The sequence below is a fragment of the Limnohabitans sp. genome, from assembly GCF_044373035.1.
Taxonomy (GTDB): Bacteria; Pseudomonadota; Gammaproteobacteria; order Burkholderiales; family Burkholderiaceae_C; genus Limnohabitans_A.
Genome location: NZ_JBILQU010000077.1, coordinates 1 through 13122, shown reverse-complemented (window position 1 = coordinate 13122; position 13122 = coordinate 1). Strand labels below are relative to the sequence as shown.

Here is a 13122-nt window from a genome sequence, read left to right as displayed (position 1 = left end):
CTCAAAACCGCCCCAGCGCCTGCATCTTCCACGCCAGCCACAGCTTGCGCAGCGGCGTCAGCGCAATGCGCTGGTGCAGCACCTGATAGCCCGAGGCCTCGATCTCGCGCAGCAAGGTGCGGTAGATGCTGGCCATCATGAGGCCGGGTTTTTGGGCGCGGCGGTCGGCGGCGGGCAGCAGGGCCAGGGCCTCGTCGTACAGGGCGTGGGCGCGTGCGGTCTGGAACTGCATCAGCGCGCTGAAGCGGTCTGAGTAGTCGCGCTGCAGCAGTTCGTTGGCTTTGACGCCAAAGCGTTGCTGCTCGTCGAGCGGCAGGTAGATGCGCCCGCGCATGGCGTCTTCGCCCACGTCGCGGATGATGTTGGTCATTTGAAAGGCCAGGCCCAGTTTGTGCGCGTAGGCCGTGGTGGCTTCGTCGGTCTGACCAAAGATGCGGGCGGCGACTTCGCCCACCACACCCGCCACCAAGTGGCAATATTTTGTGAGGCCTGCAAAGTCCAGATACCGGGTTTGGTTCAGGTCCATCTGGCAGCCTTCGATCACGGCCATCAGGTGGCGGCTTTCGATGCCGAAGTTGGGGGCCAGGGGCATGAGGGCGTGCATGACCGGGTGGCTGGGCTGTCCGGCGTAGGCTTGCAGCACTTCTTTTTGCCACCAGGCGAGTTTGGTCGCGGCCACGCCGGGGTCTTTGATTTCGTCGACCACATCGTCCACTTCGCGGCAGAAGGCATAAAAAGCGGTGATGGCCGCACGGCGCTCCGGCGGGAGGAACAGGAAGGCGTAATAAAAGCTGCTGCCCGAGGCGGCGGCTTTTTGCTGGACGTAGTCTTGCGGGCTCATGGGCTGGGATTCTCGCATTCAAAGCGCAGGATCAAGGCGGCGGCTGGCCGGACAATCGGAGAAATTCTTTTTGCACAACAGCAGCAGACCCGAGGCCCAAGGCGATGCGCCAGAGCATGGCACGCACTTCGTGGCGCGGCATTTTGATGCGCTGGTTCAGGGCCGCTGGTCCGGCCTGGCGCAGCAGTGCCAAGGTGCGTGCACCAATCAGGGCGGGCAGGGCGCTGGCCAGGCGCAGGCGCAGTGGCTTGAGCGCCAGGGCGTAGCGCATGCCGTCGGCCAGTTGCGCTTGGGTGTGGTCCAGCCACTGGGTGTAGAGCGGGGTCAGGGCTTGCAGGGGGTCAGCGTCAGGGTTGACAGCGGCTTGAGCCAAAAGTTCAGGGCTCAGGCCCGCTTGCCTGAGCGTCTCCTCCGGCCAGTAGCAGCGCCCAGCAACCAGGTCCGCTGCGGCATCTCGAACGATGTTCAGGCGCTGCAATCCCATGCCGTATTCGCGCCCGATGCGCAGCATCTCGGCCTGGGGCAGCAGGCTGTAGCCGGGCAGGTGGCGTCCGCACAGCTCGGTCCAGAACTCGCCCACGCAACCGGCCACCAGCCAGGTGTATTCGCTCAGTTCGGCTTCGGTTTGCAATGCCTGAAGACCTGGGCCAAAGCGGTTCATGTCCAGCTGTTGGCCCTGGGTGATGTGGCGCAGCACTTGGCGCACGCTGGTTTGGTCGGCCTCTGACAAAGTGTGCAAAAGCCCCAGGCATTGGGGCAAGTCCAGCATCAGGGCGCGCTCATGCGGGTCGGTTTGTTGAGCGGCAAAGGCCTGGGTCAGGCGGGACAGCTCGCAGCTTTCTTCAGCCGAAGTGGCCTGGGCGGCAATCGTTTGTGCCATGAGGTCCAGCAAGACCTGGCGCTCCGTCAAGGGCAGGGCGGTGGTGTCGGCCACCGTGTCGGTAGCGCGGGCCAGCAGGTAGCCGATGGCCACCGGGGCTTGCAGTGCGCCCGGCAAAAGGCGGATGGACAGGTCGAACGAGCGCGAAACGTGCTGCAGCAATTGGTGCTGGGAGGCGCTCAGGCCCCGGCGCGGGCGACCTGACGCGCCGAGCTGTGGCGGCTGGAATGAGGGGGGCTTGAGCATGGTCAAACCGTATTGTCGCTTGACAGCTGGACCTGCTTTGAATAAATTACTGACCAGTCATTCATTACCATTCCTTGAGAATTTCATGTCCTCTTTTTTATTACCCGCCACGCGACGAGCTGTCCATTGGTGCGCACTTGCGGCGCTTTTGACCACATTGTTGGCCTGCTCCAAATCTGAAGCGCCACCAGCGCCTTTGCGCGCGGTCAAGTTGATCACGGTGTCCGGCACCGATCTGGTTGTGGGCGGTGAGTTTTCGGCCGAAGTGCGGGCGCGCGTGGAGTCTCGGCTGGGTTTTCGGGTGGGCGGCAAATTGGTGCAGCGGCCTGTCGAGGTGGGGCAACGGGTGGCCGCTGGGCAGTTGCTGGCCTTGATTGACGCACAAGACTTTCAATTGGCCGCTCAGGCCGCCCAGGCGCAGGTGAGTGCTGCGCAAAGTCAGCGCGATTTGGCTGCGGCAGAATTCAAGCGCTTTGAGGCCCTGAAGGTGCAAAACTTCATCAGCGGCGCCGAGTTGGAGCGGCGCGAAGCCGGCCTGAAGTCGGCCGAGGCGGCTTTGAACCAGGCCAAAGCCCAAGCGCAGGCGCAAGGCAATCAGGCTGGTTATGCGCGTTTGACCGCCAGCCATGCCGGCGTGATCACCGCCATCGAAGCCGAAGCGGGGCAGGTGGTCTCAGCGGGGCAACCCATCGTGCGTCTGGCCCACGATGGCCCGCGTGACGCCGTGTTTGCCGTGTCTGAGCAATTGGCTTTGGGCTTGAAAATCGGTCAAAGCATGACGGCCACATTGCTCAGCACGGGTCAGCCTTTGAAAGGAAAAATTCGGGAATTGGGCGCCAGCGCCGATCCGGTGACGCGCACCTACACCGTCAAGCTGGCGCTGCAGGCCGGGGAGCGTTTGCCTTTGGGGGCCACTTTGAATGTGCGCGCACCCGGGCTGTCCGGTGCAGCGGTCTCGGCCATCAAACTGCCCACCAGCGCTTTGCGTCAGGAGGGTCAGGGCACGGCAGTCTGGGTATTGGATGAGGCGACCATGACGGTCAACAGCCAGGCGGTTCAGCTGGGCCCGGTCGACGGTAACGAGGTGGTGGTCAGCTCGGGACTCCAGCCCGGTCAAAGGGTGGTCAGTGCCGGGGCGCATGTCTTGTCACCCGGTGAGAAGGTGACGGTGTACGGCGCTGCGCCTGTGTCGGCACCAGCGTCCGTGCCTGCTGCTTCGGCTGCTGCATCGGTCCCTGCTGCAGCCAGCCCGAGGTGATTGCATGAGCAGCCCAGACAACACCCGATTCAACCTCTCGCGCTGGGCGCTGGAGCACCCGGCCCTGACGCGCTACCTGATGGTGGTGCTGATGGTGCTGGGCATGGCGTCTTATTTCCAGCTGGGGCAGGACGAAGACCCGCCTTTTACCTTCCGCGCCATGGTGGTGCAGGCTTATTGGCCCGGCGCTACGGCCGAGCAAGTGGCTGAGCAGGTGACCGACAAGATCGAGCGCACATTGCAAGAGGTGCCTTTTGCCGACAAGATCCGCAGCTATTCCAAGCCGGGCGAGGCGCAGATCATTTTTCAGATCAAGGACAACTCGGACCCCGGGGCGGTGCCGCACATTTGGTACACCGTGCGCAAAAAGATCGGTGACATGCGCGGCAGCTTGCCGCCGGGTGTGATCGGGCCGTTTTTCAACGACGAGTTTGGCGATGTGTTCGGCGTGATTTACGCCTTGGGCGGCGAGGGTTTCACGCCCGCCGAAATCAAGGCCCAGGCCGACAGCTTGCGCCAGCTGCTGCTGCGCGTGCCCGATGTGGCCAAGGTTGAGCTGTTTGGCGTGCAGGCCGAGAAGGTGTTTGTGGAGGTTTCGCAAAAGAAACTGGCGCAGATGGGTTTGGACATGGGTGCTGTGGTGGCACAGTTGAACCAGCAAAACGCGGTGGAATCGGCCGGCAGCATCCAGTCGCCAGTTGATGTGGTGCAGGTGCGGGTGGGCGGCCAGTTCCAGAGTTTGGACGATTTGAAGTCCTTGCCGATTCGCGGCGCTTCGGGGGCGCAAATTCGCCTGTCTGACATCGCCACGGTGCGCCGCGGCTATGCCGATCCGGCCAGTGTGAAGGTGCGCCATGAGGGGCAAGAGGTCATTGCGCTGGGCGTGTCCATGGCCAAAGGCGGCGACATCATCGCACTGGGCAAGTCCTTGCGCTTGGCGATCGCGTCCACACAGGCCAGCTTGCCAGCGGGCATGAGCCTGACCCAGGTGCAGGACCAGCCCAGCGCGGTGGCCAGTTCGGTCAACGAATTCATCAAGGTGCTGATCGAGGCCGTGGTCATTGTGCTGGCGGTGAGCTTTTTGGCGCTGGGACTGCACAAGCGGCCTGGCCACAACCCCCTGTGGCGGCGCTGGACTTTGGACATTCGCCCCGGTTTGGTGGTGGGCATCACGATTCCTCTGGTGCTGGCGGTGACGTTTTTGGCGATGTATTACATGGGCGTCGGCCTGCACAAAATTTCGCTGGGCTCGCTCATCATCGCTTTGGGCTTGCTGGTGGACGACGCCATCATCGCGGTGGAGATGATGGTGCGCAAAATGGAGGAGGGCTACGACAAGGTACGAGCGGCCACCTTCACTTACGAGCTCACAGCCATGCCCATGCTCACGGGCACCTTGATCACGGCGGCGGGTTTCTTGCCGATTGGCATGGCCAAGTCCACAACGGGCGAGTACACGTTCGCGATTTTTGCGGTCACGGTGGTGGCGCTTTTGGTCAGCTGGGTGGCTTCGGTTTACTTTGTGCCTTATCTGGGCACTTTGCTGCTCAAACCCCCGGCGCATCCGGTGGCGGCCGAGCAATTGGACTCCCCACAGATGTACGACACGCCGTTTTACCGGCACTTTCGCGCCTGGGTGACGTGGTGCGTCACCCACCGCTGGAAGACGATTGGCATCACCATCGCTTTGTTTGCGCTGGGCATGGTGGGCATGGGCAAGGTGCAGCAGCAGTTCTTCCCCGATTCTTCACGCCCGGAAATCATGATGGACTTGTGGTTGCCCGAAGGCTCGCCGGTCAAGGCCAGTGAAGACATCACGCGGCGCGTGGAGCAGCGCCTGGCGCAAGAAGAAGGTGTGAAGTCGGTCACAGCCTGGGTCGGCTCGGGCGTGCCGCGTTTTTACCTGCCGCTGAATCAAGTCTTTCCGCAGACCAACGTGTCGCAGCTGATCGTGCAGCCCACCGACTTGAAAACCCGCGAAGTGCTGCGCGCCAAATTGCCCACCTTGCTGGCGCAAGAGTTTCCCGAAGTGCGCGGGCGTGTGCAACTGCTGCCCAGCGGCCCGCCCGTGCCATACCCGGTGCAGTTCCGGGTGGTGGGGCCGGACCCCAAGGTCTTGCGCCTGAAGGCCGACGAGATCAAGACCCAGATGCGCCAAAACCCCAACACGCGCGACGTGAACGACAACTGGAACGAGTCGGTCAAGTCGGTGCGCTTGGTGGTTGACCAAGCCAAGGCGCGCGCATTGGGCGTGAGCAGCCAGTCCATCGCGCAAGCGACGCGCACCTTGCTGACGGGCAGCGCGGTGGGGCAGTACCGCGACGGTGACAAGCTGATCGAGATCGTGCTGCGTCAGCCATTGGCCGAGCGCGATGCTTTGTCCGACCTGGGTCAGGCTTATGTGCCCACGGCCTCAGGCCGGTTCATCCCTTTGCTGCACATTGCCACGCCGGTGTTGGCTTGGGAGCCAGGTGTGATGTGGCGCGAAGGGCGTCAGTTTGCGATCACCGTGCAGTCAGACATCGCTGAGGGCTTGCAGGGCGCCACGGTGACGGCGCAGTTGCTGCCCGAGCTGAAAATGACCGAGGCCACCTGGCAAGTACAAGGTTTGAGTGGCTACCGCATTGAGGTGGCGGGCGCAGTGGAAGAAAGCGCCAAAGGTTCGGTGTCCATCGCGGCGGGTGTGCCGGTCATGCTGTTCATCACTTTTACTTTGCTCATGCTGCAGTTGCAAAGCTTCAGCCGCGCGATGCTGGTGTTTTTGACCGGGCCCTTGGGCATGGCGGGTGTGGCCGGTGCTTTGTTGGTGCTGGACCGACCGTTTGGCTTTGTGGCCTTGCTGGGCGTGATCGCGCTCATGGGCATGATTCAGCGCAACTCGGTCATCTTGATTGACCAAATTGAGCAAGATCGGGCTGCGGGCATGGCCCCTTGGCAATCGATTGTGGAGTCGGCTGTGCGTCGTTTGCGCCCGATTGTGTTGACCGCTGCAGCAGCGGTGCTGGCCATGATTCCCTTGTCGCGTAGCATTTTCTGGGGGCCGATGGCGGTGGCCATCATGGGCGGCTTGATCGTGGCCACGGCTTTGACGCTGCTGGCGCTGCCAGCCATGTACGCGGCCTGGTTCAAAATTGAGCGCCCCAATCAAACCCGTGCCTGAATCTGACCCACTGAAGCGGCTAAAATAGAAAGTTGACCGATTTCAACTGGGCGGTCAGGTGCGTCAGGTGGCCTTAGGGCCGTGAGATGGACCTGTCGCCCTTTTTGTTTGGACTGCGCGGGTGGCGAAATTGGTAGACGCACCAGGTTTAGGTCCTGACGGTGGCAACACTGTGCGGGTTCGAGTCCCGCCCCGCGCACCAACTGACTTCTGGCCTATGGGTTAACCTGCGGCCTGAGAGACATTCAATTAACCGAGAACGACGATGACTGTGACTGTTGAAACCCTTGAAAAGCTGGAACGCAAGATCACCCTGACTGTGCCCGTGACGGCCATTCAGTCCGAAGTGGATGCACGCCTGAAGAAAATGGCCCGCACGGTCAAGATGGACGGTTTCCGTCCCGGCAAAGTGCCCATGAATGTGGTCGCCCAGCGCTATGGTTACTCGGTTCAATACGAAGTGATGAACGACAAAGTGGGTGAGGCCTTTTCGGTGGCCGCCAACGAAGCGCAAGTGCGCGTCGCAGGTCAACCCCGCATTTCCGAAAAAGAAGGCGCGCCTGAAGGCGAGCTTCACTTTGAAGCCATTTTCGAGGTGTACCCCGAAGTCAAGCTCGGCAACCTGGCCGACTCTGAAGTCGAAAAATTGACCGCCGAAGTGTCTGATGCCGCCATCGACAAGACCGTGGACATCCTGCGCAAGCAGCGCCGCACCTTCGCCCAGCGCTCTCAAGACACGGCTGCCCAAGACGGCGACCGCGCCACCATCGATTTCGAAGGCAAGATCGACGGCGAAGTGTTTTCTGGCGGTAAAGCCGAAGACTTCCAGTTCATCCTGGGCGACGGGCAGATGCTCAAGGAATTTGAAGAGGCCGTGCGCGGCATGAAGTCCGGCGAAAGCAAGACTTTCCCGTTGGCTTTTCCTGCCGACTACCACGGCCAAGATGTGGCGGGCAAAACCGCCGATTTTCTGGTCACTGTCAAGAAAATCGAAGCCGCCAATTTGCCGGAAATCAACGAAGCCTTGGCCAAGTCCTTGGGCATTGCTGACGCCTCGGTGGATGGCCTGCGCACGGACATCCGTAAAAACCTCGAGCGCGAAGTGAAGTTCCGCTTGCTGGCCCGCAACAAGCAAGCGGCCATGGACGCTTTGGTGTCCAAGGCCGAGCTGGACCTGCCTCAGTCCATCGTGCAAAACGAGATCGAACGCCTGAAAGACGGCGCCCGTGCTGACCTGAAGCAACGCGGCATCAAGGACGCCGACAAAGCCCCCATCCCTGACGACATTTTCCGTCCCCAAGCCGAGCAGCGCGTGCGCTTGGGGCTCGTGGTGGCTGAAGTCGTGCGTGGCAACACCTTGCACGCCAAGCCCGAGCAGATCCAGGCCCACATTCAGGAGCTGGCCTCCAGCTACGAGCGCCCAGACGACGTGGTGCGTTGGTACAACAGCGACAACCAGCGCATGGCCGAAGTCGAGGCTGTGGTGATCGAGAGCAATGTGTCCGAATTTGTGTTGGGCCAGGCCAAAGTGGTTGAAAAAGCCATCTCGTTTGAAGAACTGATGGGTCAGCAGGCCTGATCGGTTTTGATTCCCTCGAAAAATGGGGCTTGTGCCGAACTTGTGGTTCGGCTGACAAGCCCCATCTCATTGGGGACTTGGTCACTCAGGTTAAAGTCCTATTCATATTTTTGGAGAATTGATGAGCACACTGGACATCACAAGCTTGGGCATGGTCCCCATGGTCATCGAGCAGTCGGGCCGCGGCGAACGCGCTTACGACATTTATTCGCGTTTGCTCAAAGAGCGCGTGATCTTTTTGGTCGGCGAGGTCAATGACCAAACGGCCAACGTGATCGTTGCGCAGCTGCTGTTCCTGGAAAGCGAAAACCCTGAAAAGGACATTTCGCTGTACATCAACTCGCCCGGCGGTTCGGTCAGTGCGGGCATGGCGATTTACGACACCATGAACTTCATCAAGCCCGATGTGTCCACGCTGTGCAACGGCATGGCCGCCAGCATGGGCGCGTTTTTGTTGTCTTCAGGGGCCAAGGGCAAGAGGTTTTCGCTGCCCAACTCCAAGGTCATGATCCACCAGCCATTGGGCGGTGCACGCGGTCAGGCCACCGAGATCGAGATCGCTGCACGCGAAATCGTCAAAACCCGAGCTCAGCTCAACCGCATCCTGTCCGAGAACACCGGTCAGCCGCTGGAGAAAATTGAGTTCGATACTGAACGCGACTATTACCTCTCGGCCACCGAGTCCAAAGACTACGGTTTGATCGACGAAGTCATCTCCAAACGCGCTTGAGGGTGGCCGGGCTTGCCGGCGCTCTGGCTGGCGGCGTTGACCTCAAAAGGTGAGCGCCGTTTTTCTTTCGTTATCATTGACGAATTCCGGATTCCGAGGCGACATTTATGGCCGATAAAAAAGGCTCGAGTACTGAGAAAAACCTGTTCTGCTCCTTTTGCGGCAAAAGCCAGCACGAGGTCAAAAAGCTGATCGCAGGGCCGTCGGTATTCATTTGCGACGAATGCATTGATTTGTGCAACGACATCGTGCGCGATGAGCTGGCCTCCACCACCACCGTGGGTGAGGGTGCCAAAGAGGGCTTGCCCACACCTCTGGACATCAAGACCAACTTGGACAATTATGTGATTGGTCAGGAGAAAGCCAAACGCAGCCTGGCGGTGGCGGTGTACAACCACTACAAGCGACTGAAACACAAAGAGGGTGCCAAAAAAGACGATGTTGAGCTGGCCAAGAGCAACATCTTGCTGATCGGTCCCACAGGGTCTGGCAAGACTTTGCTGGCCCAAACCATGGCCCGCATGCTGGACGTGCCCTTTGTCATGGCCGACGCCACCACTTTGACCGAAGCCGGTTATGTGGGTGAGGACGTTGAAAACATCGTCGCCAAGCTTCTGCAGACCTGCAATTACGATGTCGAGCGTGCCCAGCGCGGCATTGTTTACATCGACGAGATCGACAAGATCACCCGCAAGTCGGACAACCCATCGATTACCCGTGACGTGTCGGGCGAGGGCGTGCAACAAGCCTTGCTGAAATTGGTCGAAGGCACCATGGCCAGTGTGCCCCCGCAAGGCGGGCGCAAGCACCCCAACCAAGACTTTTTGCAGATCGACACGACCAACATCCTGTTCATTTGCGGCGGTGCGTTTGCGGGCCTGGAAAAAGTCATTGAAAACCGCACCGAATCTGGCGGCATCGGCTTTGGCGCAACCGTCAAGAGCAAAAAGCAGCGCTCGCTCACCGACGTGTTCAACGAGGTCGAGCCGGAAGACCTGATCAAGTTCGGCTTGATCCCCGAGCTGGTGGGTCGCTTGCCGGTGGTGGCCACCTTGGCCGAGCTCAGCGAAGATGCCTTGGTGCAAATTCTGACCGAGCCAAAAAACGCAGTGGTCAAACAGTTCACCAAACTGCTGGCCATGGAAGGCGTCGAACTGGAAGTGCGACCCAACGCCCTCACGGCCATGGCCCGCAAGGCGCTGGCCCGAAAAACCGGTGCCCGAGGCCTGCGCTCCATCATGGAGCAAGCCCTGATTGACACGATGTTTGAGTTACCCAACCAGGCGAACGTTGAAAAAGTGGTGGTGGACGAGTCGGTCATCGACGACAACAAGCCGCCGCTGCTGGTTTACCGCGAGTCGGCCAAACAGGCCTAACCCACATGTGTTGCACCGATCTTTCACCCTTTGCTGTTGCAGGGTTGAAATCGCGGGCGCAGCAACCATGTGCTTTGAATTGACCCGAGGGACACACCATGTCTGGACACACACCTTTGCCGCCCACCCTGATTGAACTGCCCATGTTGCCGCTGCGCGACGTGGTGGTGTTCCCTCACATGGTGATTCCGCTGTTTGTTGGCCGCCCCAAAAGCATCAAGGCGCTGGAGTCGGCCATGGCCGCCGAGCGCCGTATCATGCTGGTGGCCCAAAAGACAGCCGCCAAGGACGAACCGGGCGTTGAAGACATGTTCGACGTGGGCTGTGTCTCCACCATCTTGCAGATGCTCAAACTGCCCGATGGGACCGTGAAGGTGCTGGTTGAAGGTCAGCAACGCGCCTTGGTCAAGTCCATTGTGGACGGCGAAGCCCATTTCGTGGCCGCCGTCACCCCGGTGGACCCGGTTTCTGAGCAGTCCGATGACAGCAGCGAGATCGAGGCCCTGCGCCGCGCCGTGATGCAGCAGTTTGACCAGTACGTCAAACTCAACAAGAAAATCCCACCGGAAATCCTGACCTCGATTTCTAGCATCGATGATCCTGGACGCCTGGCCGACACGATCGCAGCTCACTTGCCGCTCAAGTTGGAAAACAAGCAACAGGTGCTGGACTTGGCCAACATCAAGTCGCGTTTGGAAAACCTGTTTGCTCAGTTGGAGCATGAGGTTGACATTCTGAATGTGGACAAGCGCATCCGTGGCCGCGTCAAGCGCCAAATGGAAAAAAACCAGCGCGACTTCTACCTGAACGAGCAGGTCAAGGCCATCCAGAAAGAGCTGGGCGATGGCGAAGAGGGCGCGGACATCGAGGAAATCGAAAAGAAGATCAAGGCCGCCAAAATGTCGGCCGAGGCCCGCAAAAAGGCCGATGGTGAACTGAAAAAACTCAAGCTCATGTCGCCCATGTCGGCTGAAGCCTCTGTGGTGCGCAACTACCTGGACGTGCTGATTGGCTTGCCTTGGGGCAAAAAAACCAAGCTCAAGCACGATCTGGCCAACGCCGAAGAGGTGCTTAATCAGGACCACTTCGGCCTGGACAAGGTCAAAGACCGCATCTTGGAATACCTTGCGGTGCAGCAGCGCGTGGACAAGGTCAAAGCCCCCATTTTGTGCTTGGTGGGGCCACCTGGCGTGGGCAAGACCTCGCTGGGCCAATCCATTGCCAAGGCCACGGGGCGCAAATACGTGCGCATGGCCTTGGGCGGCATGCGTGACGAGGCCGAAATTCGCGGCCACCGCCGCACCTACATCGGCGCTTTGCCTGGCAAGGTGCTGCAAAACCTGAACAAGGTCGGCACCAAGAACCCGCTGTTCCTGCTCGACGAGATCGACAAGCTGGGCACGGATTTTCGGGGTGACCCATCCAGTGCTTTGCTGGAAGTGCTGGACCCTGAGCAAAACCACACCTTCGGTGACCATTACGTCGAGGTCGACTTTGACCTGAGCGATGTGATGTTTGTGGCCACCTCCAATTCGATGAACATCCCTTCGGCCCTGTTGGACCGGATGGAAGTGATCCGTTTGTCGGGTTACACCGAAGACGAAAAAACCAGCATCGCCATGAAGTATTTGCTGCCCAAGCAATTGACCAACAACGGCGTGAAAGACTCAGAGCTGCTGGTGACCGAAGAGGCCGTGCGCGATGTGGTGCGTTACTACACCCGCGAAGCCGGTGTGCGGTCGCTGGAGCGCGAGCTGGGCAAGATTTGCCGCAAAGTCGTCAAGGCTTTGCTGCTCAAGCAAATGACGCCTCAGGTGGTGGTGAATGAAGACAACTTGAATGACTTTTTGGGTGTGCGCAAGTACACCTATGGCCGCGCCGAGCAAAAGAACCAGGTGGGCCAGGTCGTCGGTTTGGCCTGGACCGAGGTGGGCGGCGATTTGCTGACCATCGAAGCGGCCCTGATGCCTGGCAAAGGCGTGATCACCCGCACCGGTTCTTTGGGCGATGTGATGAAAGAGTCTGTGGAGGCTGCGCGCACCGTGGTGCGCAGCCGCTCGCGCCTCTTGGGCATCAAGGACGAGGTCTTTGAGAAGAAAGACCTCCACATCCACGTGCCCGATGGCGCCACGCCCAAGGATGGCCCGAGTGCAGGCGCTGCCATGACCACGGCCATGGTGTCGGCCATGACGGGTATTCCGGTGCGTGCCGATGTGGCCATGACCGGTGAAATCACCTTGCGCGGCGAAGTCACGGCCATTGGTGGTCTGAAAGAGAAATTGCTGGCGGCATTGCGCGGTGGCATCAAGACCGTGTTGATCCCCGAAGACAACGTCAAGGACTTGCAGGACATTCCTGAGAATGTCAAAAACGGTCTGGAAATCGTGCCCGTCAAGTGGATCGACCAAGTGCTGGAGGTGGCTTTGGAAGCCAAGCCCACGCCCTTGAGCGACGAAGAGGTGGCGGCAGCCGCCTTGACTGCGGTGCCTGCAACGGCCAAAGCAGAGGCCGTGAAACATTGATGCAAAATTTTCAGGCCGGCCTCCAAGTCGGCCAGAAATTGAATTACAATTTGGCCATTGCAGCGGACAAGGCCAACCATGTCAAGTTCTCTGAAATATGCGGGAATAGCTCAGTTGGTAGAGCGCAACCTTGCCAAGGTTGAGGTCGCGAGTTCGAATCTCGTTTCCCGCTCCAAATATCCGAAAGAAGTACCAACATCTTTCATCTGATTTCTCAATGTGCGGGAATAGCTCAGTTGGTAGAGCGCAACCTTGCCAAGGTTGAGGTCGCGAGTTCGAATCTCGTTTCCCGCTCCATTCAAAGTTTAGATGCCCGTTAAATTTTGACCCATTGATTCATCATTCATTAGTTTTTGTCAGTCTTGACTGACCATGGCGCGATAGCAAAGCGGTTATGCAACGGATTGCAAATCCGTCGAGCCCAGTTCGACTCTGGGTCGCGCCTCCATATTTTTGTTTCGGTACGCATTCAATAGCCCCTTCCAGGGCTATTTTTTTGCACTAATAAGGCTACAACATAGGTAGATAGT

At 59.6% G+C, this 13122-nt stretch carries 8 protein-coding genes and 4 tRNA genes; 10 read left to right on the top strand and 2 right to left on the bottom strand.

The annotated features are described in order from the left end of the window. Nucleotide 1: 1 nt before the first annotated feature. On the bottom strand, nt 2–841 hold the full coding sequence (hpnD, locus tag ACIQ47_RS11485; protein ID WP_396438247.1) for a presqualene diphosphate synthase HpnD: 840 nt from the start codon (nt 839–841) through the stop codon (nt 2–4). Between the two features lie 31 nt (nt 842–872). Continuing rightward, nucleotides 873–1967: a phytoene/squalene synthase family protein gene (locus ACIQ47_RS11480; protein ID WP_396438246.1), complete on the bottom strand. Its 1095-nt coding sequence runs from the start codon at nt 1965–1967 to the stop codon at nt 873–875. A gap of 85 nt (nt 1968–2052) precedes the next feature. Here ACIQ47_RS11480 and ACIQ47_RS11475 point away from each other — a divergent pair, with 85 nt between their 5' ends. The 10 genes from ACIQ47_RS11475 (at nt 2053) to ACIQ47_RS11430 (ending at nt 13040) form a co-directional block, all read left to right on the top strand. Beyond that, nucleotides 2053–3225 (top strand): efflux RND transporter periplasmic adaptor subunit, encoded by a 1173-nt coding sequence (locus ACIQ47_RS11475; protein ID WP_396438245.1) that lies wholly within the window; start codon nt 2053–2055, stop codon nt 3223–3225. A gap of 4 nt (nt 3226–3229) precedes the next feature. After that, nucleotides 3230–6385 (top strand): efflux RND transporter permease subunit, encoded by a 3156-nt coding sequence (locus ACIQ47_RS11470; RefSeq protein WP_396438244.1) that lies wholly within the window; start codon nt 3230–3232, stop codon nt 6383–6385. Nucleotides 6386–6500: 115 nt separating this feature from the next. Further along, nucleotides 6501–6587, top strand: a tRNA-Leu gene (locus ACIQ47_RS11465). 63 nt (nt 6588–6650) lie between these two features. Next, on the top strand, nt 6651–7964 hold the full coding sequence (tig, locus tag ACIQ47_RS11460; RefSeq protein WP_396438243.1) for a trigger factor: 1314 nt from the start codon (nt 6651–6653) through the stop codon (nt 7962–7964). A gap of 121 nt (nt 7965–8085) precedes the next feature. Beyond that, nucleotides 8086–8694, top strand: coding sequence for an ATP-dependent Clp endopeptidase proteolytic subunit ClpP (gene clpP, locus ACIQ47_RS11455; RefSeq protein ID WP_396438242.1), 609 nt, complete (start codon nt 8086–8088; stop codon nt 8692–8694). Nucleotides 8695–8801: 107 nt separating this feature from the next. Continuing rightward, nucleotides 8802–10070 carry an ATP-dependent Clp protease ATP-binding subunit ClpX gene (gene clpX, locus ACIQ47_RS11450; RefSeq protein WP_396438241.1) on the top strand — a complete coding sequence of 423 codons (1269 nt, stop codon included), beginning with the start codon at nt 8802–8804 and terminating at the stop codon, nt 10068–10070. 98 nt (nt 10071–10168) lie between these two features. Beyond that, complete coding sequence (lon, locus tag ACIQ47_RS11445) at nt 10169–12592, top strand: endopeptidase La (protein WP_396438240.1); 2424 nt, start codon at nt 10169–10171, stop codon at nt 12590–12592. A gap of 99 nt (nt 12593–12691) precedes the next feature. Then, nucleotides 12692–12767, top strand: a tRNA-Gly gene (locus ACIQ47_RS11440). A gap of 46 nt (nt 12768–12813) precedes the next feature. Then, nucleotides 12814–12889 (top strand) — tRNA-Gly (locus tag ACIQ47_RS11435). Between the two features lie 77 nt (nt 12890–12966). Beyond that, a tRNA-Cys gene (locus ACIQ47_RS11430) sits at nt 12967–13040 on the top strand. The last annotated feature ends 82 nt before the right edge of the window (nt 13041–13122 follow it).